This is a genomic window from Ruegeria sp. HKCCD7221, from assembly GCF_013031225.1.
Classification (GTDB): domain Bacteria; phylum Pseudomonadota; class Alphaproteobacteria; order Rhodobacterales; family Rhodobacteraceae; genus Ruegeria.
Genome location: NZ_WPZE01000007.1, coordinates 134,812 through 155,248 on the forward strand (window position 1 = coordinate 134,812; position 20,437 = coordinate 155,248).

20 protein-coding genes are annotated in these 20,437 nt (G+C 57.8%); 4 read left to right on the plus strand and 16 right to left on the minus strand.

Annotated features, from left to right (window positions below):
• Positions 1–77 precede the first annotated feature (77 nt).
• Positions 78–1,001: a lysophospholipid acyltransferase family protein gene (locus tag GOX73_RS16350; RefSeq protein WP_171122145.1), complete on the plus strand. Its 924-nt coding sequence runs from the start codon at positions 78–80 to the stop codon at positions 999–1,001.
• Here GOX73_RS16350 and GOX73_RS16355 read toward each other — a convergent pair whose 3' ends face one another.
• Positions 1,002–1,703, minus strand: a complete 702-nt coding sequence (locus GOX73_RS16355) for a thioredoxin family protein (protein WP_171126515.1) — start codon at positions 1,701–1,703, stop codon at positions 1,002–1,004. It abuts the gene before it with no gap.
• 228 nt (positions 1,704–1,931) lie between these two features.
• Here GOX73_RS16355 and acnA point away from each other — a divergent pair, with 228 nt between their 5' ends.
• Positions 1,932–4,622, plus strand: coding sequence for an aconitate hydratase AcnA (acnA, locus tag GOX73_RS16360; protein ID WP_171126514.1), 2,691 nt, complete (start codon positions 1,932–1,934; stop codon positions 4,620–4,622).
• Positions 4,623–4,728: 106 nt separating this feature from the next.
• Here the strand turns inward: acnA and GOX73_RS16365 are convergent, their stop codons facing one another.
• The 10 genes from GOX73_RS16365 to yajC all read right to left on the minus strand — a co-directional run bounded on the left by GOX73_RS16365 (position 4,729) and on the right by yajC (position 11,754).
• Positions 4,729–5,268 carry a DsbE family thiol:disulfide interchange protein gene (locus tag GOX73_RS16365; protein WP_171126513.1) on the minus strand — a complete coding sequence of 180 codons (540 nt, stop codon included), beginning with the start codon at positions 5,266–5,268 and terminating at the stop codon, positions 4,729–4,731.
• Positions 5,261–5,419 carry a heme exporter protein CcmD gene (ccmD, locus tag GOX73_RS16370; protein WP_171126512.1) on the minus strand — a complete coding sequence of 53 codons (159 nt, stop codon included), beginning with the start codon at positions 5,417–5,419 and terminating at the stop codon, positions 5,261–5,263. The genes GOX73_RS16365 and ccmD overlap by 8 nt, the downstream gene beginning before the upstream one ends.
• Positions 5,416–6,189: a heme ABC transporter permease gene (locus tag GOX73_RS16375; protein ID WP_171126511.1), complete on the minus strand. Its 774-nt coding sequence runs from the start codon at positions 6,187–6,189 to the stop codon at positions 5,416–5,418. Before GOX73_RS16375 ends, ccmD begins: the two co-directional genes overlap by 4 nt.
• A gap of 61 nt (positions 6,190–6,250) precedes the next feature.
• Positions 6,251–6,907, minus strand: a complete 657-nt coding sequence (gene ccmB, locus GOX73_RS16380; RefSeq protein WP_171126510.1) for a heme exporter protein CcmB — start codon at positions 6,905–6,907, stop codon at positions 6,251–6,253.
• A complete protein-coding gene (ccmA, locus tag GOX73_RS16385; protein ID WP_171126509.1) occupies positions 6,904–7,518 on the minus strand; it encodes a heme ABC exporter ATP-binding protein CcmA in 615 nt (204 codons plus the stop codon). Before ccmA ends, ccmB begins: the two co-directional genes overlap by 4 nt.
• Positions 7,519–7,698: 180 nt before the next feature.
• Entirely contained in the window at positions 7,699–8,052 is a 354-nt protein-coding gene (locus GOX73_RS16390; protein ID WP_171126508.1) for an Mth938-like domain-containing protein, read from the minus strand.
• Positions 8,053–8,061: 9 nt separating this feature from the next.
• On the minus strand, positions 8,062–8,808 hold the full coding sequence (locus tag GOX73_RS16395) for a sulfite exporter TauE/SafE family protein (RefSeq protein ID WP_171126507.1): 747 nt from the start codon (positions 8,806–8,808) through the stop codon (positions 8,062–8,064).
• On the minus strand, positions 8,801–9,769 hold the full coding sequence (gene secF, locus GOX73_RS16400) for a protein translocase subunit SecF (RefSeq protein WP_171126506.1): 969 nt from the start codon (positions 9,767–9,769) through the stop codon (positions 8,801–8,803). Before secF ends, GOX73_RS16395 begins: the two co-directional genes overlap by 8 nt.
• 2 nt (positions 9,770–9,771) lie before the next feature.
• Positions 9,772–11,433, minus strand: a complete 1,662-nt coding sequence (secD, locus tag GOX73_RS16405; protein ID WP_171126505.1) for a protein translocase subunit SecD — start codon at positions 11,431–11,433, stop codon at positions 9,772–9,774.
• 33 nt (positions 11,434–11,466) lie between these two features.
• Positions 11,467–11,754 carry a preprotein translocase subunit YajC gene (yajC, locus tag GOX73_RS16410; RefSeq protein ID WP_155151194.1) on the minus strand — a complete coding sequence of 96 codons (288 nt, stop codon included), beginning with the start codon at positions 11,752–11,754 and terminating at the stop codon, positions 11,467–11,469.
• 202 nt (positions 11,755–11,956) lie between these two features.
• On the opposite strand from yajC, the gene GOX73_RS16415 reads away from it, so the two are divergent.
• Positions 11,957–13,618 (plus strand): mechanosensitive ion channel family protein, encoded by a 1,662-nt coding sequence (locus GOX73_RS16415; RefSeq protein WP_171126504.1) that lies wholly within the window; start codon positions 11,957–11,959, stop codon positions 13,616–13,618.
• A 72-nt stretch (positions 13,619–13,690) separates the two neighbouring features.
• Positions 13,691–14,983 carry a serine--tRNA ligase gene (gene serS, locus GOX73_RS16420; protein WP_171122132.1) on the plus strand — a complete coding sequence of 431 codons (1,293 nt, stop codon included), beginning with the start codon at positions 13,691–13,693 and terminating at the stop codon, positions 14,981–14,983.
• A 54-nt stretch (positions 14,984–15,037) separates the two neighbouring features.
• Here the strand turns inward: serS and GOX73_RS16425 are convergent, their stop codons facing one another.
• The 5 genes from GOX73_RS16425 to GOX73_RS16445 all read right to left on the minus strand — a co-directional run bounded on the left by GOX73_RS16425 (position 15,038) and on the right by GOX73_RS16445 (position 20,423).
• Positions 15,038–15,631, minus strand: a complete 594-nt coding sequence (locus GOX73_RS16425) for a helix-hairpin-helix domain-containing protein (RefSeq protein WP_171126503.1) — start codon at positions 15,629–15,631, stop codon at positions 15,038–15,040.
• A 92-nt stretch (positions 15,632–15,723) separates the two neighbouring features.
• Positions 15,724–16,710: a fatty acid desaturase gene (locus GOX73_RS16430; RefSeq protein WP_171126502.1), complete on the minus strand. Its 987-nt coding sequence runs from the start codon at positions 16,708–16,710 to the stop codon at positions 15,724–15,726.
• A 165-nt stretch (positions 16,711–16,875) separates the two neighbouring features.
• The gene (gene der / locus GOX73_RS16435) at positions 16,876–18,339 is read right to left on the minus strand and encodes a ribosome biogenesis GTPase Der (protein WP_171126501.1); all 1,464 of its coding nucleotides are present in this window, start codon (positions 18,337–18,339) and stop codon (positions 16,876–16,878) included.
• A 48-nt stretch (positions 18,340–18,387) separates the two neighbouring features.
• Positions 18,388–19,710 (minus strand): PQQ-like beta-propeller repeat protein, encoded by a 1,323-nt coding sequence (locus GOX73_RS16440; RefSeq protein WP_171126500.1) that lies wholly within the window; start codon positions 19,708–19,710, stop codon positions 18,388–18,390.
• Positions 19,711–19,751: 41 nt separating this feature from the next.
• A complete protein-coding gene (locus tag GOX73_RS16445; protein ID WP_171126499.1) occupies positions 19,752–20,423 on the minus strand; it encodes a hypothetical protein in 672 nt (223 codons plus the stop codon).
• Positions 20,424–20,437 lie beyond the last annotated feature (14 nt).

Here is a 20,437-nt window from a genome sequence, read left to right on the forward strand (position 1 = left end):
GCGTTGAATGCTTGTGGTTACGGGTTCCGGCTTGTATGTCTGACCCGGCAATTTCAAATAGTCGCCGAGACCCCCTGATGCCCGTTGAAAAGTCTGAACTCAGCCGCTTTGAGCTTGGCAAATACTACCTGACAGGCCTGTTTCTCAAGGGCGTCGTGGGAACCATGCGGCTTTTGCCTTATGAACGGCGCATCGCTACGATGGGTGCTATTGTGCGCGGTCTTGCCCCTGTAGTGGGCTTCTCGAAACGGGTCCGCAACAACCTGAACCTGACCTGCCCCGAGCTTTCCGAAGCCGAAGTGGCGCGTATTTGCCGTGCCGTTCCCGACAATGCGGGCCGGGCGATCATGGAGCATTTTTCGCCCGAAGGGTTTACTGAGCGTCAGCGCACTGCAAAAATCTCGGGCCCCGGGGTCGAGGCATTTGATGCAGCCATTGCCGAGGGAAAGCCGATCATGATGATCACGGCGCATTTCGGGCACTATCTTGCAGCGCGCGTCGCGCTACAGGCACGAAGCGGAAAAGCAATCGGTTGCCTGTACCGCCGTATGGCGAACCCCTATTTCAACGACATGTATGTGGATGCCTTCTACAAAACCGGAGCTCCGATGTTCGAACAAGGACGCCGTGGCATGGTTGAAATGGTGCGCTCGTTGAAAAAGGGTGAGATCATCGCGATCGTTTCCGATCTCCATGCCCATGGCGGAGAGGAACTGATGTTCTTTGGCAAACCCGCAGTCACATCAGTGCTGAACGCGGAACTTGCGATGAAGTACAAGGCAGTCATGATCCCCTGTTACGCCGTACGGCAAGAAAATGGGCTGGATTTTGAAATTGTGCTCCACGATCCGGTGCCGCACACCGATGCCAAAACGATGACTCAGTACACCAATGACGATCTGGAATCCGTAGTCAGACAGCACATGGGACAGTGGTTCTGGATTCACCGACGCTGGAAACCATGGAACGGGCTTGGGGTTCAACCCCAAGACATGCCCTGATCATTCCACCCGAGCAGCGGCAATGATGGGGCCGTGCCCCACCCTCTGAACAAGAACAACGGCTGGCAGGTCGGATACCAATGAGACGGAAAACTCTTGCGGGGCATCGCCGGTCCACTGACCGGCGATCTGCCAGCTTTCGACCACGTTTGCGTAATCCAGTTCATGCCCGGCCAACTCACCGCGCCGTATCGACGCGTGGCGCATCGGCGAATACTGGACAACCCGAATGTCAAACAGCGCGCCCTTTGGCACATCAACCGGGGTCACGTCGATTGTCACCTGATCCCCTGCATGTTTCGCCGTTACAGATGCCTCGGGCGCTGCCTTCAAATGCGCATCAATCAGTTTGTCCAATTCACGAGATTGCGCGCCAACGACGTCCTGCTGGCCATTGACCACCATCTGCGGCGTATAGATCATTGTCCGACCGCCCTCGCGGGCATAGGCTCTCTGCCGTGTTGTATGACCGGGGTCGGCGTATTCGTCTTTCCAACCAATATAGTCCCAGTAATCCACGTGCAAGGCCAGGCCGATGACATCCTCTCGGCTTGCAAGATCGTGCATGATCCGATCCGCAGGCGGACACGACGAACACCCCTGAGATGTAAACAACTCGACCACCACCTGATCACTTTCAGCAGCGGCTGACGTAGCCAAAAGCAGGGAAACGAACGCAGTCAACTGAGCGATTCTGGACATTTTGGTCTCAAGATTTTGTACGGTGCCCAGTCGGTTTAAACGGATCGTCGTTCAACCTCCAATCAAGGTTTCTTGAGAGTCTGGACATAGGCGCCGGGAAAAATGTGTGCAATGGTATACAAAAAACAGGGGGTTGAGCGCCTAGAACCTTGAACCGCGCGCTGTGGTAATGCAGATAACCATCAGCGAGTCCCAAAATCCAAGTCATTTGAGAGGGAGGCCAAAATTATGCCCATCAAAGTCGGACAGGATACCGCCAAGACACGTCGCAGCCTGAACGTGAATGGCAAGTCCATCTCTTATTATTCTATCCCCGCGGCGCAGGATGCCGGTCTGGGTGACTTTTCCAAATTGCCAGCCGCGCTGAAAGTGGTGCTAGAGAATATGCTGCGGTTCGAGGATGACGGGTTTTCCGTGTCCGTCGACGACATCAAAGCCTTTGCCGAATGGGGCGCGAATGGCGGTCAGAACCCGCGTGAGATCGCCTATCGCCCGGCCCGCGTGCTGATGCAGGATTTCACCGGCGTTCCGGCGGTGGTTGATCTGGCCGCGATGCGCGATGGCATCAAGGGCTTGGGCGGCGACGCGCAAAAGATCAACCCGCTGAACCCGGTTGATCTGGTCATCGACCACTCGGTCATGATTGATGAGTTCGGCAACCCGCGCGCGTTCCAGATGAACGTGGACCGCGAGTATGAGCGCAACATGGAACGCTATCAGTTCCTGAAGTGGGGCCAGAATGCCTTTAACAACTTCCGCGTTGTGCCCCCCGGAACCGGTATCTGCCATCAGGTGAACCTGGAATATCTGGCCCAAACCGTCTGGACCGACACCGATCAGGACGGCAACGAAGTCGCCTACCCTGACACGCTGGTTGGCACCGACAGCCACACCACCATGGTCAACGGTATGGCCGTTCTGGGCTGGGGCGTTGGCGGGATCGAGGCCGAGGCTGCGATGCTGGGTCAGCCGATCTCGATGCTGATCCCCGAGGTTGTGGGCTTTGAACTGACCGGCGAGATGGTCGAAGGCACAACCGGCACCGATCTGGTACTGAAAGTGGTCGAAATGCTGCGCGAGAAAGGCGTGGTAGGCAAATTCGTCGAGTTCTATGGCGAGGGTCTGGACCGTCTGCCGCTGGCCGACCGAGCGACCATTGCGAACATGGCCCCGGAATACGGTGCAACCTGCGGCTTCTTCCCAATCGACGGCGAAACGCTGCGCTACATGCGTAATACCGGTCGCGACGAGGATCGTATTGCGCTGGTCGAAGCCTATGCCAAGGAAAACGGGTTCTGGCGCGGCGCGGATTATGCGCCGATCTATACCGACACCCTCTCGCTGGATATGGGGACTATTGTCCCCGCGATCTCGGGTCCGAAACGTCCTCAGGACTATGTGGCGTTGACGGATGCGAAGGCCGCGTTCACCAAAGAGATGGCCGAGATTTTCAAGCGCCCGATGGGCAAGCAGGTTGAGGTCAAAGGTGAAAACTATGGCATGGAATCGGGCAAGGTCGTGATCGCCTCGATCACTTCTTGCACCAACACGTCGAACCCCTACGTGATGATCGGCGCGGGGCTTGTGGCACGCAAAGCAGCGGCATTGGGTTTGGATCGCAAGCCGTGGGTCAAAACCTCACTGGCGCCGGGGTCGCAGGTCGTGTCCGCCTATCTGGAGGCCGCGGGTCTTCAGGAAGATCTGGACAAGATCGGATTCAACCTTGTTGGTTATGGCTGCACCACTTGCATCGGTAACTCAGGTCCAATCCAGAAAGAGATCTCGGAAGCCATTGCCGAGGGCGATCTGGTCGCTACTTCGGTTCTGTCGGGCAATCGCAACTTTGAAGGCCGCATTTCGCCCGATGTGCGCGCCAACTATCTAGCCTCGCCGCCGCTGGTCGTGGTCTACGCACTTGCCGGCACTCTGGACATTGACCTGACGTCGGAACCGATTGGCCAGGACATGAATGGCAACGATGTCTTCATGAAGGATATCTGGCCGTCGACCCAAGAGATTGCCGAACTGGTTGAACAGACAGTGACGCGCGAAGCGTTCCAGTCGAAATACGCCGACGTTTTCAAGGGCGACGAGAAATGGCAGAGCGTCGAGGTTCCGCAGCAGGAAACTTATGACTGGCCACCCGCGTCGACCTACATCCAGAACCCACCCTATTTCCAGGGCATGGGCGCTGAGCCGGGCACCATCTCGAATATCGAAGGAGCCAAGGTTCTGCTGATCCTGGGTGACATGATCACCACCGACCATATCTCACCCGCTGGGTCGTTTGCGACGACAACGCCAGCTGGAAAGTATCTGATCGACCGGCAGGTTCAGCCGCGCGAGTTCAATTCTTACGGGTCGCGCCGCGGCAACCACGAGATCATGATGCGTGGCACCTTCGCCAATATCCGCGTCAAGAATGAGATGTTGGATGGTGTTGAAGGCGGCTACACCAAAGGCCCCGATGGGCAGCAAACCACGGTCTACGAGGCATCGATGGCTTATCAAGAACAAGGCGCCCCACTGGTTGTCTTTGGCGGTGAACAATATGGCGCGGGTTCTTCGCGGGATTGGGCCGCCAAAGGAACAGCATTGCTGGGCGTCAAGGCCGTAATTGCCGAAAGCTTTGAGCGCATTCACCGTTCGAACCTTGTTGGAATGGGCGTGATCCCGTTCGAATTCACCGGCGGTGACACCCGCAAGACGCTGGGCCTGAAGGGCGACGAGACTGTTTCGATTGAAGGATTGGACGCGGTCGAGCCCCTGCAAGAGGTGCCCTGCACAATCGTTTACGGTGACGGCACCGAGAAAACCATCACTCTGAAGTGCCGCATCGATACCGCGCCCGAGATCGAATACATCGAAAACGGCGGTGTGCTGCAATATGTTCTGCGGAACCTCGCCAAGGCGGGGTGATCGTTGGGTAAGCCCGAACAATAAAGGACGCCTGCGGGCGTCCTTTATTCTTGCGAGGCTCTGCCTCGCGCTCCGAAGTATTTTTCAACAGAAGAAGGGGCGAGGTTTAGTTGGCTGCCGCTTTTTCTAGGGCCGGTCGGATCGTGCTTTCGATCACGCGCTGCGTTATTGGTCCGGGAAACCGCAAGATGATCGTGCCCTGCCCGTCTATGACATAGGTTTCAGGCACGCCGTAAACGCCCCAGTCAAGGCCCAACCGCCCTTGTTCATCCCGTCCAATCCCGGCATAGGGATCGCCCAGTTCGGACAGGAAGCTTTCGGCATTGTTCAACTGATCTTTGTAGTTGATTCCATAAACCGGGATACCCTCATCCGACAGAGCTTGCAGATTAGGATGCTCGACCCGGCAAGGCGCGCACCAACTGGCCCAGTAGTTCACCAACTTGACCTCGCCATCGCGCAGCGTGGCGTCATCAAAGCTGGCTTTGCCGGGAAATTCGGTCAAAACGACGGGCGGCGCCGGATGCCCCTCCAAAGCCGATGGGAGTGTTTCATCAGACCCGCTTTGCAATTGCACTAAGGCTGTGATCGCGAAAATTCCAAAGATCACTGGCGGAGCGATCATCAACGGCGAGATTTTAGCCATTTCGGGTCATCCTGTCCTCGACCTTCTCAAGTTCGACCCGAACCTTGCGCCCTCGCATTACGCTAAATGCGACCAGCACCACCAACAGGCCGATGGATACGACATAAGACCAGATAACCGTATCGGCGTATTTTCCAAGATCAGGGATCATCCGTTTACCCTTTCCCGTGCCAGCAGTGCCTTGATCCGGCGCGCGCGAATTTCCGTACCCGTGCGGTACAGCACCAGCGCAATGAACAGCAGGACAAACCCGATGATGCACAGAAGCAGCGGGTAGAAATAGATGTTGCTGACCTTTTCTTCTGTATCCACTCCGGTAATCGCAGCAGCGCGCATTACCGAAGCCCCCTGATGCAGGCCCTGGTTCCAGAAATTCACCGCATAGCGGCTGAGGATCGCAAAGACCGAGCCCACCAGACACAGGACCGATGTCAGGTCGGCGGCTGTATCAGGGTCTTCGATCGCTTCCCAGAGGGCCACGTAGCCCAGGTAGAACAGGAACAGGATCAGGAACGAGGTCAGGCGCGGATCCCACGCCCACCAGGTACCCCACATGGGTTGACCCCAGATTGCGCCCGTCGCCAATGCGATCAGTGTCATCACGATGCCGATGGGGGCAGCCGCGCGGGCCGCCAGCGCGCTGACATGGTGACGGCGTACCAGCCAGACCAACGAGGTTACCAGCATCATCAGCCAGCAGTTGATCGCCATCAGCGCCGCAGGAACGTGCAGGTAGATGATCTTGACGGTCGAGCCCTGTTTGTAGTCATCCGGCGTAAAGAAAAACCCCCACACCAGCCCCACCACGATGCTCGCGACAGAGGTGATCCAGAAAAACGGCATTACCCGTTCGCTGGTGGCAAGGAACTTGCGCGGATTGGCGTATTCCCAGAGGGCGTTGGCTTTAGCTGCGATAGACATGGGCCTTATCTAGTCCGAGTCGGTTTCGTTCTCAATTGACCTTGGTCAATCTTTAAATGGGTCACCGAAGGTTGATACGCAAAACGGCGGCGCTGGCAAAGGGCAACAGCGCAATTGTCGCGGCGGTGATCCCGGCCAGCATGAGCAGTGGGGTCTGTGTCTCCATCCCCGTGGCACCACGCCGGGCGACTTCGGCGCCAAAGATCAGCGTGGGGACATAAAGCGGCAGGACCAGCAGCGACAGCAGCAAGCCGCCACGTTTCAGGCCCACGGTCAGGGCAGCGCCGAAGGTTCCGATAACGCTCATGGCCGGGGTGCCGATCAGCAGCGAGATGACCAGCCAGAAATACCCCGGCACCGGCAGGTTCAGCAGAACGCCCAAAAAGGGTGCGGCCAGAACCAGCGGCAGGCCAGTGGTCAGCCAATGGGCCAGAGCCTTGATCGTCACTACCGATTCCAGTGGCAGCGGCGCGGTGGCCAGCAGGTCAAGCGAGCCGTCCTCCCAATCCAGCGCCAGTAGGCGGTCCAGCGATAGCAGGCAGGCAAGCAGCGCGCCTAGCCACAGGATACCCGGCGCGATGGTCGACAACAGCGAGGATTGCGGCCCGACTGAGAACGGCACCAGCACAGTGACAATCAGGAAGAAGGCCAGTCCCAGGCCAAACCCTCCGCCCGCGCGGAAGGCGAGTTTCAGGTCACGCAGCAGCAGAGCGATCACAGGAAACCTCCGTCGAAATCGTCAATAAGTTTGGGTTTGGCCTTGTTGGGGCCGACATCCAAAACCTCCCCGTCCAGGCCGAGGTCGATATGGGTGGCGATCAGGGCCGAGCCCCCCTGCCCCAGATGCGCACGTACGGCATCAGCGAACATTTTCACCGCATTTTTGTCCAGCGATACGGTGGGTTCGTCCAGCATCCAGATCGGCCGCCCCGTGACCAGCATCCGGGCCAACCCCAGCCGCCGCTTTTGTCCGGCCGACAGGTTGCCCGCATGCCGGTCCGATAGCTCATTCAGAGCAAATGCGTCCAATGCAGGCTGTATACCCCTTGTGCCAAAAACCGATGCCCAAAACGCCAAATTCTCGACCACTGTCAGAGTTGGCTTAATCCCGTCTGAATGAGAGGCATAGGCGATCTGATCCTCGCCCCCCTCGATTTGACCTGCGATAGGAGGTTGCAGCCCCGCAAGTGTCCGAAGAAGGGTTGTCTTCCCGATCCCGTTCGGGCCGCGCAGGATAAGCGCCTTGCCGGGCTGAAGCGCAAAGTTGAGCCCTTCGAGCACGGGAACGCCCCCTCGGGCGATGGCCAGTTCAGTTACAGTCAGTGTCATGTCCTTCGCTTAACGGATTGCACGAACGGACAAAAGGAAGGATTTGCAGCAGAACTTGAATAGGGTTTGTAGTGACACTGGAGGAAGCGAGGGGCCTGCCCCGCCGCCAATGGCGCTTGAACCAAAGGCGCGCCTATGCCGGCTCCCCGGGATATTTTTGGCCAGATGAAGACGGATCCCTTAGACAGGGATTAGGGCCAGCGCGACGCGGCGCCCCTCGGACAGCAGTACATTATACGTGCGGCAGGCAGCGGGAGAGCTCATGATCTCGACCCCGATGCCCGCGCTTTCAAGTTTGGTCCGGAGATCGGCCGGAATATGGACAAGTTCGGCCCCGGTACCGATGAACAGTACATCTATGTGATCGGCCAACGCCAACAATGCGGCTTCGTCCGAATAGCCATTCCAAACCGTTGTCCCCTGAGGGCTGGTCAGAACCGTCCCTTCGTGGACCTCACCGCCAATCCGGAAGAACCCCGGGCCATAGCCGTCAATGGGTACTGCGTTGTTATACGTGATCTCATTCAGGCGCATGGATGCGTTCTAGCCCCAAAGAGGCAGGCCGGACAAGGCCGCAAGCGCGATCGCAAGATAGGCAGCAATGCGATAGGCCTTTTCACGCGAGGGTCGAAACAGCCAGCCACCGAGCCAATTGCCCAAAAAGTTCGGAATCGCCAGCAGAAATCCCAATGCAGCCGCGGACAACGTGACCAATCCCATGCCGGACAAATAACCCAAGATCAGGAAATCGAAGGCAAACAGAAAAAGCAAAATAGTGGCGCGGATAACTTCAATCGGCAGAGGGCGAGACATGTAGAAAAGAATGACGGCTGGCCCTGGCAGCCCCGCCACACCGCCCAGAAAACCTGCCGCGGCACCGATACTCATAACCATCTTTCGACCGACGCGACCGTGATAGCGCAGCCCCGAAATCAAGATCACCAGCATTGCAATCGCCAGAATACTGACCGTATAGCGAAAAACGTCCGGCTCAACTTGCGTCAGCAGCCACAATCCCACAGGCAGCAGTATCGCGCAGCCTCCGACAAGCCGAAGCAAGTCGCCCCGATCGACAGCCCCCCAAGCGCGGCGCAAATTCGGCAGGGGTCCGAAGATATCCATAATGGTTAGGCCGATCAGCGCCCCAAACGGGCCAAGGTAGGGCGTCGCGATCGGTAAAAAGATCAGCGCGGTTCCAAAGCCGGAAAAGCCGCGAACTATACCGCCCAGAAAGGCCGCGAAAATAATGACGGCCAGCCCCGTCGGGGACTGGCCGAAAACATCAGGCATCGACGTTGGCAAACTGGTTGCCCGCCGTGTTCGAGGGCTTGGACCAGTCGCGTTTGACCCCCAGCCACAGCAGGATGGTCGACGCCACGAAGACCGAGGAATACGTCCCCACGATCACACCCCAGATCATCGCAAAGACAAAGCCTCGGATGACGTCCCCGCCCAGTACGTACAGCGATATCAGCGCAAGCAGGGTTGTGACCGAGGTCATGACCGTCCGGCTGAGGGTTTCGTTGATCGAGATATTCAGAACCTCTTTCAGCTCTTTCTTTTTGTATTTGCGCAGGTTTTCACGGACGCGGTCGAAGACAACCACGGTATCGTTCAGCGAATAGCCCACAATGGTCAAAAGCGCCGCGATGATGGCAAGGTCGAAGCGGATTTGCAGTTCCGAGAAGATACCGATTGTCAGGATCACATCGTGCACAAGTGCGGCGACCGCACCCAATGCGAACTGCCATTCAAAGCGCAGCCAGATATAGACCAGCACAGCCCCAATCGCGAGGACAACGGCGATCACAGCAGTCTGGATCAACTCACCCGAAACCTTGGGGCCGACGGATTCGACGGATACGAAAACAATGTCCGGGGCCGCCCCTTTCAGCGCTGCTTCTACGGCCGTGACGGTTGCGGCCGAAACAGCCTCGGCATCGGCTTGCGCCTGAATACGGATCATTGCGACGTTTTCGTCTTCACCGAAGGTCGGATCGAAAATCTCTGTAATAGTTACATCACCCAATTCCAGCGGCGCAATGGCATCGCGATAAGCGCCTACGTCGATTTCCTGCGCTGATTGGGTGCGGATCGTAGTGCCTCCTCGGAAGTCGATACCGAAGTTCAGCCCTTGCAACAGGAAGGACGTGAAGGCGATCACCATCATCAGACCGGATATGCCAAGCCAGATCTTCCAGCGACTGAAGAAATCGAACGAGGTGTTTTGCGGGACAAGTTTCAGTCTCATGATCAAACCTCGATCGTTTTCGGGCGGCGGCGTTCAAACCACATCACGATCATCAGGCGCGTCACGAAGATCGCGGTGAAGACCGAGGTGAGGATACCCAGACCCAGAGTGATGGCAAAGCCGCGCACCGGCCCGCTGCCCATGGCAAACAGGATCACGGCAGTGATGAAGGTGGTCACGTTTGCGTCCAGAATGGCTGACAGCGCCTTTTCATAGCCCAGTTCGATGGCGCGGGCGGGGCCTTTGGCGGATTTCAGTTCCTCGCGGATACGTTCAAAGATCAGCACGTTGGCGTCCACCGCCATACCGACCGTCAGTACGATACCCGCGATCCCCGGCAGGGTCAGCGTGGCCCCGATCATAGACAGCAGGCCAAACAGTAGTCCCACGTTCAGGATCAGCGCGATATTGGCAAAAACACCAAACAGACCATAGCTGAGCGCCATAAAGACCAGCACGGCGACGAATGCCACGATGGTTGCGACCTTACCGGCGTCGATGCTGTCTTGCCCCAGTTCCGGGCCGATGGTGCGTTCTTCCAGGAACTCCAACCCGGCTGGCAAAGCACCTGCACGCAACAGAACAGCCAAATTGGTGCTTTCTTCAACGGTGAAGTTACCGGTGATGATCCCCGATCCGCCCGGAATATGACTTTGGATTACGGGGGCCGAGATCACCTCATCATCCAGAACAATAGCAAAGGGCGCACCGATATTTTCCAGCGTATAGTCGCCGAATTTGCGGGCTCCGGACGTGTTGAACCGGAAGTTCACCGCAGGGCGACCGTTCTGGTCGAACGCAGGTTGCGCATCCACCAATTCTTCGCCCGTCACCACGGGCGCAGCGTCAAGCGTGTAATACACGCCATCTTCGTCGATGGACGGGACAACTTTCTCACCCACACCAGCAACCGCATCGGGGTTGGTGCCACGGCTGACAACCGGGTTAAACGTCAGTTGCGCGGTTGTGCCGATAATCTCTTTCAACTCACCCGCGCTGCCGATGCCCGGAACCTGAATCAAAATCCGGTCTGTGCCTTGGCGCTGAATCGTCGGCTCTCGGGTGCCGACTTCGTCGATCCGGCGGCGAATGATCTCAAGCGACTGACGCACTGTGCGGTCGTCCGAGGCAAGCTGTTCAGCCTCGGACAATCGCACAATGATCGTGTCACCCTCGGCCCGCGCTTCGATATCCGTGGCGCCTACGCCGGTCAGAGTCTGCACCTGACGGGCCAATCCGCGCACGACTTCCAGCGTGCGAGGCATGCCTTCTGGCTGGCTGATGCGCACCCGAATCTCGTCCGGAGCCGAATCCTGCCGGCGAATTGTGCCAACTGTGCCCCGCTCATCACGCAATGCATCGCGGATTTCCGGCCACATCGCATCCATGCGAGATTCGTAGACATCGCCAACCTGCACTTCGGCCAGCAGATGCGCGCCCCCACGAAGATCAAGGCCAAGATTGACCAGAGATGACGGCAACCAATTCGGCCATTGCCCCGCCTCGGCCTGCATCTCGGGGGTGTCGATGCCAAGCTCAATTGCGGCCTTGGCATCGTTGGATTGCTCGACGCGCGTGTAAAACGCATTCGGCAGGGCCATCAGCAGACCGATCACACAGACCGCCCAGATCAGAACCCGCTTCCAGGTATCAATTTGCAGCATTACCCTGCCTTTTCAACGAGATGTCGTGCGAAGTTACTTCGCTGGCTCGGTCTTGTTCAGAACCTGCGCAATGGTCGATTTGACCACACGGACCTTGACGCCTTCTGCGATCTCAACCTCGATCTCGTTGTCGCCTTCCTTGACCTTTGACACCTTGCCGATCAGGCCACCCTGGGTGACCACCTGATCGCCCCGGCGCACGGCTTCGACCATGGCCTGATGTTCCTTCATCTTCTTCTGCTGCGGACGGATCAGCAGGAAATACATGATCGCGAAGATCAGGATCAGCGGGAGAAACTGGGCGATTGCGCCACCTTCCATGGGATATTCCTTTTGGTTTGGTCTTGCGGAAGCGCTCCGCAAATTTGGCGAGAACCTATTCTTTGAACCGCCTGTTTGCAAGGAATGGTGGCGCAGGTTTTTTCAATGATTGGCTCATATTAATCACAGTGGCAGGCCGAAGTTGCGACTGCGTTCTAGGAACACCGGATTGGGTAGATATAGTTGAGCCGTGGGAGGGCGAATGACGCAATTAATCCATACCCTTGGCCTGTTTCGCCAACTGCTGATTGCAGTCTTATTCTTCGCGTTGCTGGCACCCTTTGCATTTGCGCAGGAAACGGACACGCAAACCGAAATTGCCGAAGAACAATCTGATACGTTCAAAGCCCCCGTGATTGTGGATGGCGATACGCTGTTTTTCCTAAGGGGTTCAAGCGCCCTTCCCGCGCAAGAGCGTGCCGAAACCGTTCAGGACAACATCGTCAAAGCGGCCGAATCCTCCGACAGCCCGACCGTGACGATTGCCTACGAGGAAACGGATCTTGGCACCCGCATCCTTGTTGACGGTTTTGCGGTTTCAGTGGTCACCGTCGCCGATTCCGAACTGGAACAAATGGAGCTGGACGTTCTCAGCTTCCTCCATGGTGAAGCGATCGAAGATGCAATCGTGGCATACAGGGCCAATCGGACCGACCAGGCGCGAGTGTCCGGCGCAATCGAAGCCATCGCGTGGACTGCCGGTTTTGCAGCATTCGTCGCCCTGATCCTTTGGATACATCGACGGATCAGACGCCGAACCGTAAAATTCGTGAAGCGTCATCTGAGAGATGTCGAGACCGCCACAGCCAAAAGCGTTCAGGCCGAAGCAATCGCAGCCTTAGTACGGTACGGGCTGAACTTCGTCCTGCTCGTGATTTTCTTCCTTGGGTTCTACTACTACCTGTCTTTCGTCCTGCTGGCCTTTGCCGAGACTCGTTATTTCGCCCAATTATTGCTGACGTACCTGACCGAGCCGGTTCTTCTGATCTTCAAGGGGATCATCAGCTATATCCCCAACCTGATCATGCTTGCGCTGATCTCGTGGGTGGCGATGTACATCATCAAGGGAATGCGCGTTTTCTTCGATGCCGTCGAGGCTGGCACATTCGACATGGGCGATTTCGAGCGTCACTGGGTCAACCCGACCTTCAACATCGCCCGCGTCGTCGTCATCCTGATCGCGCTTGTATTTGCCGTGCCTTACATCCCCGGTTCAGATTCTGCCGCCTTCCAAGGGCTGACCATTCTGGTCGGCGCGATGCTTTCGCTGGGTGCGAACTCGGTCGTATCAAACATGCTAGCCGGGCTGTTCGTGATCTATCGCCGGTCAACCTCAATCGGGGATCGGATTCAAATCGGCGATCACATCGGCGATGTCGTCCAGATCAAGCTGATGGAAACACATCTGAAGTCGATAAAGAACGAGCTAATCTCGATCCCCAACGCGCAGCTTATGAATTCGGATGTGGTGAACTTCTCCAAGAAAACCGACGGCAGCGGGTTGCTTTTGCACACCACCGTGGGAATCGGATACGAGGAACCGCCTGAAAAAGTTGAGGCCATGCTGATCGAAGCAGCAAGCCGCACCAAGGGGATCAAGGCCAAGCCGGAACCTTTTGTTTTATGGACGGCTTTGGCCGATTACGCGATCAACTATCAGATCAACGGATATTCGACGCGCGGCAGTATTATCCCAAAGATCCGCTCGGACCTGCATCGCAACATCGTCGCTGTGTTCAATGAGAACAACGTGCAGATCATGACGCCCTCTTACATGGCTGACCCGCCCGAACCGAAAATCCCGACCGAGGACTGGAACGGGCATCTGGCGCATGAAACCCACGAGGACACCGATAAGTCGTAACCGGTGCTACACCCCGCCTTTCAGATGGTGCATAAGCGGTTTCAGTGATTCACGCATTCAAGGACCTGAACCATGCACGACATCCGCGCCATTCGCGAAAACCCAGCCGCCTTCGACGCCGCACTTGCGCGCCGTGGGGACGCGCCGGTGTCGTCAGACCTGTTGCGGTTGGACGAAAGCCGCCGCGCCAAGATTTTGGCGGCTGAGACCGCGCAGGCCGAACAGAACAAGGCCAGCAAAGAAGTCGGCGCTGCCAAGGGTCGCGGTGATGAGGCCGAATTCGAGCGTTTGAGGGCTCTGGTCGCCGAAAAGAAGGCCGAAGTCGCCCGGATGCAGACCGAAGCTAAGGATCTGGACGCGCTGTTGACAGATCAATTGATCCGCATCGCCAACCTACCCGCCGAGGATGTGCCCGAAGGCGCAGATGAAAACGACAATGTCGAGGTGAACCGCTGGGGCACCCCGCGCGAACTGGACTTTGCCCCGAAAGAGCATTTTGAGGTTGAGGCCGTCCAAACCGGCATGGATTTCGAGACCGCTGCCAAACTGTCCGGCTCGCGCTTTGTATTGCTGTCGGGCGGCGTTGCACGCATCCACCGCGCGTTGGCGCAGTTCATGCTGGACACGCATATCAACGAAAACGAGTTGACCGAGGTCAACGGTCCCGTTCTGGTTCTGTCCGAGATGATGCAGGGCACTGGCCAGTTGCCGAAATTCGGCGAAGACAGCTATCAGACCCGTGAAGGTTGGTGGCTGATCCCGACCTCCGAAGTCTCGCTGACCAACATCGTGAACGACACGATGATCGAGGAAAGCTACCTGCCCCGCCGCTATACCGCGCATTCGCTGTGCTTCCGGTCCGAGGCAGGCAGCGCGGGCAAGGACACCCGCGGGATGTTGCGCCAGCACCAATTCGAGAAAGTTGAGATGGTCTCGGTCACGCACCCGGACAATTCCGACGATGAACAAAAGCGTATGTTGCGGTGCGCTGAAGGGATTCTTGAGAAACTGGGCGTCCCGTATCGCACCGTGATCCTGTGTACCGGCGATATGGGCTTCGGCGCACGCCGTACCTATGACATCGAAGCATGGCTGCCCGGTCAGGGCACGTATCGCGAGATCAGCTCGGTTTCGACCTGCGGCGATTTTCAGGCCCGCCGCATGAATGCGCGCTTCCGGCCCGAAGGTGGCGGCAAACCGGAATATGTCCACACGCTGAACGGCTCGGGCCTGGCGGTGGGGCGCTGCCTGATCGCGGTGCTGGAAAACGGCCAGAACGCCGATGGCACCGTCACCCTGCCCGAGGTGTTGGCCCCCTATCTGGGTGGCAAGCTGACGCTGCAACTGGACGGCACATTGGCATAAGAAAACCGACGCGCCACAGCCGCCGGTTTCTATTCGATCAAAGGCGAGGAAGGCCTACTTCTTCGCCTTTTTCTTATCCTTCTTCTTGTCGCTCTTTTTGGCGTCTTTCTTCTTGTCGCCCTTTTTCTTATCGTTGTTTTTCTTATCGTCTTTCTTCTTACCGTCCTTTTTGGACTTTTTATCCTTTTTCGCCTTGGCCTTTACCTTGTCCTTGGCTTTCGAGAACACAGCCTCCATTTCGGCGCGCTTCTTGGCAGCTTTCTCAGCCTTGGCTTTGGCCTTTGCCTTCTTCTTGGCTTTAGCCTCTGCCATCGCAGCCGCTGCTTTTTCTTCGGCTGCTTTACGGGCCGCTTCCTCGGCTCGCTTTTCTGCTGCGGCGGCGGCCACGGTTTTACGCGCGGCTGGCTTTCGGGCCGCAGTTTTTCGCGAAGGCGCACGGCGCGTCGCCGGCTTCGCAGCGGGTTTGGCTGCGATCGCCTGTTTCGCGGCGGCGATCAGCACTGGAGCACGTGCCGCACCTATTCGAGGGACTTTGACCAGAGCGTCGGGGGTTGCCTTGGCGATGGCTTCGGCAGTTTTGAAGCCATTGGCGGTCAGCAATTGGCCAAGCGCCTCACCTACACCATTTACGTCGGTCACTGCGGTCATTCTTTGTCCTTTCAGTTTCTCCCAGCACATACGTATATACGCTGGATATACGCATCCACAAGACAGGGTAACACGTAGATCCCGATCGGGCGTCAATTACTGTGGGCAAGCCCGGCAGACCGATCCTTTTTGGGAAACGGAACAAGGCGCTTTGCGTCCTCATCCCACAATTTCAGGTTCAGGGCCGCGACCGCCTCGGGGAATTTGATCCGCCGCGGGGTGTATTCCGGTGGCAGGTTATAATGACATGCACGCAGTCGATACGACGGAATACGTGCGTTGAAGTGGTGAATATCGTGTAACGTGATGCAGGCCACGGCATTGTCAAACCACCAGCCGAAATCCAGCGCCGACGATCCTTGCAACGCTGCCAGCTTGGGGTCCAAATCCGGGCGGCGGTCCCAATAAGTGTCCTCGAAATTGTGTTGCAGGTAGACAAGGAACACACCCAACATCCCGCCCAAAAGGGAAAATATAAGCCAGACCAGAATACCGGTCATCCCTGCGATCAAGTAAAGCAGCCCAAGGAACACAACAATTGACAGGTTGTGCAACAGGACACCCGTGACACCAAACCGGACTGTATTCTTGGGCCAGCGGTACCGGATGAAATAGGTAAACAGCGCGCCCACCGGGACAAGGATAAACGGGTTGCGGTAAAGGCGATAGAACAACCGCGCCTTCCAATCCGCCTCATTCCACTCGCGCACAGTCATCGTATGAATCTCGCCGGTCTCGCGATGTTCGAGGTTGCCGATGCCCGAATGATGAAGGTTATGGTTTTGCTTCATCACTTCAAACGGAGCAAATGTGAACGGAGACAGCCCATGCCCGGCCCATTCATTCTGTTGACGCGTTTCAAACAGGGAATGGTGCCCACAGTCATGTTGCAGAACGTAAAGACGCACAGCCGAGAACGCGAAGACGATTCCGGCGGGGACCATGATGTACCAGCGATCCACATAGATGATCGCCAAAGCCAGCGATGCAAAATACACCGCAAAAGTCCCGAAGTAACTTAGCGCGGCCAGACGATTATCTTGCACCGCATATTGCCTAGTGTATTCCCTCAAATCCATCACGTCCGCTCCCCACGATGGCCCGCTTCAATATGGGTTCGAAACTATGTGCGGAAACTCCGCAAACAAGCAGCGCGTGCGAAAACAAATGCACGCACCTGAATGCTAGCGCGGGGAACTCGGGCTGTCACGCCCCTGAGCCAAAAATGCTGAAAATTGGCGCAGTTACGCGCGGCCCTTGAGATGCTTTGCCAGCGCGCCCGCGTTTTTCTTGCGGCGTCCCTTATAGGGGTTCTTGTCGCCCTGCCCACGCAACGTCAGGCGGATCGGAGTGCCCGGCATATCAAAATCCTCGCGCAGTCCGTTGACCAGATACCGGTTATAGCTTTCGGGCATCTTGTCAGGGTGCGAGCACATGACGACAAATCCAGGTGGGCGGGTTTTGGCCTGAGTCATATAACGCAGCTTGATGCGACGGCCTTGCGGTGCTGGAGGTGGATGTTGTTCCAGCATTGCAGTCAGCCAGCGGTTTAGCGCAGCGGTCGGCACACGACGATTCCACACGTCATGGGCGCGCAGGATGGCGGCACGCAGACGTTCCAAACCCCTGCCCGTCTTGGCTGACACGGTAATCAACGGCGCGCCGCGCAATTGCGGAAGAAGGCGTTCAAAGGATTCTTTGAGGTCGCGCAGCTTTTCTTGCTTGTCCTCTTCGATGTCCCATTTGTTCACGGCGACGACCACAGCACGCCCTTCGCGCTCTGCCAGATCCGCAATTCGCAGGTCTTGCTGTTCAAACGGAATAGCCGCATCCAGCAGGACCACCACGACCTCGGCAAACTTCACGGCACGCAGACCGTCCGAGACCGACAGTTTTTCCAGCTTTTCCTGCACCTTGGCCTTTTTGCGCATCCCGGCGGTGTCGAAAATGCGCATCGGGGTGCTGTTGCCATCTGGGTCGGCCCAGTCGATCCGAAGGCTGATCGCGTCGCGGGTGATCCCGGCCTCGGGGCCGGTCAGCAGGCGATCTTCACCCATGATCTTATTGATCAGCGTGGATTTCCCGGCATTCGGACGGCCCACAACGGCGACCTGCAACGGCTTGTCAGCGGAGATGAGCGGCGTTTCGCCCTCGCCATCCTCATCCAATTCGATATCGGTTTCCGGCGCATCATCCTGCGCCTTTTCAGCCGCAGCGTCGGCCAGAGGCATCAATTGCGCATAAAGGTCTGTCATCCCCTCGCCATGCTCGCCGGACAAACGCACCGGTTCGCCAAGACCAAGGTTATAGGCCTCAAGCACACCTGCATCCGCTGCGCTGCCCTCTGCCTTATTGGCCGCAAGGATAACGTGCTTGGAGCGTTTGCGCAGGATTTCGGCGAACATTTCATCCGTCGGCGTCAGCCCCACCCGCGCGTCGATCATGAACAGGCACACGTCGGCCATATCCACGGCGCGTTCTGTAAGGCGACGCATCCGGCCCTGCAGGCTGTCGTCAGTCGCATCCTCAAGCCCAGCGGTGTCGATCACGGTGAACCGCAGATCGCCCAAGCGCCCTTCGCCTTCGCGCAGGTCACGCGTCACGCCGGGTTGGTCGTCGACCAAAGCAAGACGTTTACCCACAAGGCGGTTGAACAGGGTGGATTTGCCCACATTGGGGCGCCCCACAATGGCGAGGGTCAGCGACATGATACTCAACTTTCAAGACTCAGACGCGCCCTTTAGCGCATCTTTCGGTCAACGGAAAGCGTGTAGATCACCTTTGGTGGACACGACATAAAGCGTCTGCCCGGCAACAACCGGTGCCGTGGTCGCACCGCCGGGTACTTCGACGCGGTGCACAAGGGTGCCGTCAACCGGGCTGAAGAACCGAAGGTATCCATCATTGGATGCAATCACCAGACGCCCCCCAGCCATGATCGGCCCGTAATGCGCCACAATGGGGCCCCGGCGATTAGGCTTGTCCTTCACAAAGCCGGGCAAGTCCTGCGCCCAGACAACTTCACCCGTCGCAGCATCCAGACGAATAAGCTGACTGCGGTCACTGATTTGGAAAAGGCTGTTCCCGGCGGGCCAAACCGTATCGACCGCACCCTCATCCGCCGTCCATTTCCGCTCGCCCGAGCTTGCATCAAAGGCCACGGTCCGGCCCGAGTGGTTCCCGATAAAGATCGTGTCACCAGACACCATCGGACCACCGGTCACGTCAATGATCTGAGCTGCGGCCCGACCCCGCCGTCCTCCGGCGACCGAGGCGTTCCACCGACGGATACCGCCCTTGCGGAAGGTTGCGGAAACATCTCCAGACCCGAACGCGAAGACCGCGAATTCGGACGCGATCACAGGCGCAGGCGCGCCCAGCACATTGCCGACGCTTGGCGTGCCTTGAATCTGCCACGCGATGCGGCCGTCTTTGGTATCAATGGCCCAACCGGTTTCATCACCGGCCACAAGATACAACAGGCCACCATTCACCAGCGGAGCGCCGCTGCCAGTCGCATTCAGACGTTTTTGCCACCGGATTGCCCCTGATCTGGCATCCAGCGCGGTCAGCCGCCCAAATCCCGACGAGACATATAATACACCATCGGCATAAGCGATGCCGCCGCCAGTCGCGTCCGAGTCACCGTCCGAAGCAGGAATAAGATCCGTGCTCCAGACCCGCTGACCCTGGGGCGAAACGGCGGAAACCGTCGCCCCGGAATCGAGCGTGTAGATCAATCCACCAGCAACGACCGGTTCCGCCGTGATCCGCTGCTTGCGCGAGTCACCTTTGCCGATCGACGCGGACCAAACCCGCTGTGGCGTGGCCCGAAGTTGAGCGTTCGTCGTGCGAAACGCTGCCGTTCCCGGGCTTTGCGGCCAACTTGCATTCGCCTTCTGAGCCGGCAGGCTGATTGGCTTAGACCCGCGCGTCTCGACGGTTTCCGTATCCGCCGCAGGACGGATGTCTTCGCGCGGACCGGGCAGGATGACTTCGGGTTCCTCACAAGCCGCAAGAACAGTCAGGGATACAGCCGCAACCGACAATCCAACTCGGGAAAGAAGATTTGTTACCATGGTTTTCCGAACTCGCCTGCCATTATTCGTTACGCTGCGGATCATCCCTGCCGGGCTACCAACGGTTCGGGTTCACCCCCCAGTGCCACGATCAACTGGGCTGCGCGCTGCTGAAGGTCAACGCCAATCTCGGCATCCTGCCGTAGCGCCTGCAATCTTTCGATAGCGGCGTCGACATTGCCTTCGGATATGTCGATTAGGGCCAGTTGCTCTTCGGCCAACAACCTAAGTGGAGCGCCGGGTGCGGCCAAAGCCTCGAATTGCTGACGCCGGTCCGCTGCTGGCAGGGTATCGCTTTGCAGAAGCAACGCCTTAAACGTCGCAATCGCGCGGTAGATTTCCGGCAGATCACCCTGAACCGCAATCGCATTCAGGCTGTTCACAGCCTCTTCCACCGAACCGGCCTCGGATTGGGACGCAGACAACAGCATATCTACTACCGCATCGCCACCCGGTGAAGCCGCCGCGACGCTTTCCAGGCTACCGGCCCGTTCAACCGAGTCATTCTGAGCTAGCGCCGAAAGAATCGCATCGCCCAGTTCTTCGGCCTGCGACGTTGCGCGTGCTTTGCGGATTTCATTGAATGCGGCGCCGCCAACAATCAGGACAACCGCCAGCACACCAACCCATCCCCACCGGCGCAGCAGCAGAAACAGACGGTCACGGCGCACCTCTTCGGTCACCTCATCAATAAAACTGTCGACGTCGCTCATCCCTGCGCTCCGGG

Coding starts and splice junctions, on each gene's coding strand:
- serS (WP_171122132.1), top strand. CDS start 13,691: ATGCACGACATCCGCGCCATTCGCGAAAACCCAGCCGCCTTCGACGCC.
- acnA (WP_171126514.1), top strand. CDS start 1,932: ATGCCCATCAAAGTCGGACAGGATACCGCCAAGACACGTCGCAGCCTG.
- GOX73_RS16440 (WP_171126500.1), bottom strand. CDS start 19,710: ATGGTAACAAATCTTCTTTCCCGAGTTGGATTGTCGGTTGCGGCTGTA.
- yajC (WP_155151194.1), bottom strand. CDS start 11,754: ATGGAAGGTGGCGCAATCGCCCAGTTTCTCCCGCTGATCCTGATCTTC.
- GOX73_RS16445 (WP_171126499.1), bottom strand. CDS start 20,423: ATGAGCGACGTCGACAGTTTTATTGATGAGGTGACCGAAGAGGTGCGC.
- GOX73_RS16375 (WP_171126511.1), bottom strand. CDS start 6,189: ATGTCTATCGCAGCTAAAGCCAACGCCCTCTGGGAATACGCCAATCCG.
- der (WP_171126501.1), bottom strand. CDS start 18,339: ATGTCGCTGACCCTCGCCATTGTGGGGCGCCCCAATGTGGGCAAATCC.
- ccmD (WP_171126512.1), bottom strand. CDS start 5,419: ATGATCCCTGATCTTGGAAAATACGCCGATACGGTTATCTGGTCTTAT.
- GOX73_RS16425 (WP_171126503.1), bottom strand. CDS start 15,631: ATGACCGCAGTGACCGACGTAAATGGTGTAGGTGAGGCGCTTGGCCAA.
- secD (WP_171126505.1), bottom strand. CDS start 11,433: ATGCTGCAAATTGATACCTGGAAGCGGGTTCTGATCTGGGCGGTCTGT.
- GOX73_RS16350 (WP_171122145.1), top strand. CDS start 78: ATGCCCGTTGAAAAGTCTGAACTCAGCCGCTTTGAGCTTGGCAAATAC.
- GOX73_RS16390 (WP_171126508.1), bottom strand. CDS start 8,052: ATGCGCCTGAATGAGATCACGTATAACAACGCAGTACCCATTGACGGC.
- GOX73_RS16415 (WP_171126504.1), top strand. CDS start 11,957: ATGACGCAATTAATCCATACCCTTGGCCTGTTTCGCCAACTGCTGATT.
- secF (WP_171126506.1), bottom strand. CDS start 9,769: ATGAGACTGAAACTTGTCCCGCAAAACACCTCGTTCGATTTCTTCAGT.
- GOX73_RS16430 (WP_171126502.1), bottom strand. CDS start 16,710: ATGGATTTGAGGGAATACACTAGGCAATATGCGGTGCAAGATAATCGT.
- GOX73_RS16365 (WP_171126513.1), bottom strand. CDS start 5,268: ATGGCTAAAATCTCGCCGTTGATGATCGCTCCGCCAGTGATCTTTGGA.
- ccmA (WP_171126509.1), bottom strand. CDS start 7,518: ATGACACTGACTGTAACTGAACTGGCCATCGCCCGAGGGGGCGTTCCC.
- GOX73_RS16355 (WP_171126515.1), bottom strand. CDS start 1,703: ATGTCCAGAATCGCTCAGTTGACTGCGTTCGTTTCCCTGCTTTTGGCT.
- GOX73_RS16395 (WP_171126507.1), bottom strand. CDS start 8,808: ATGCCTGATGTTTTCGGCCAGTCCCCGACGGGGCTGGCCGTCATTATT.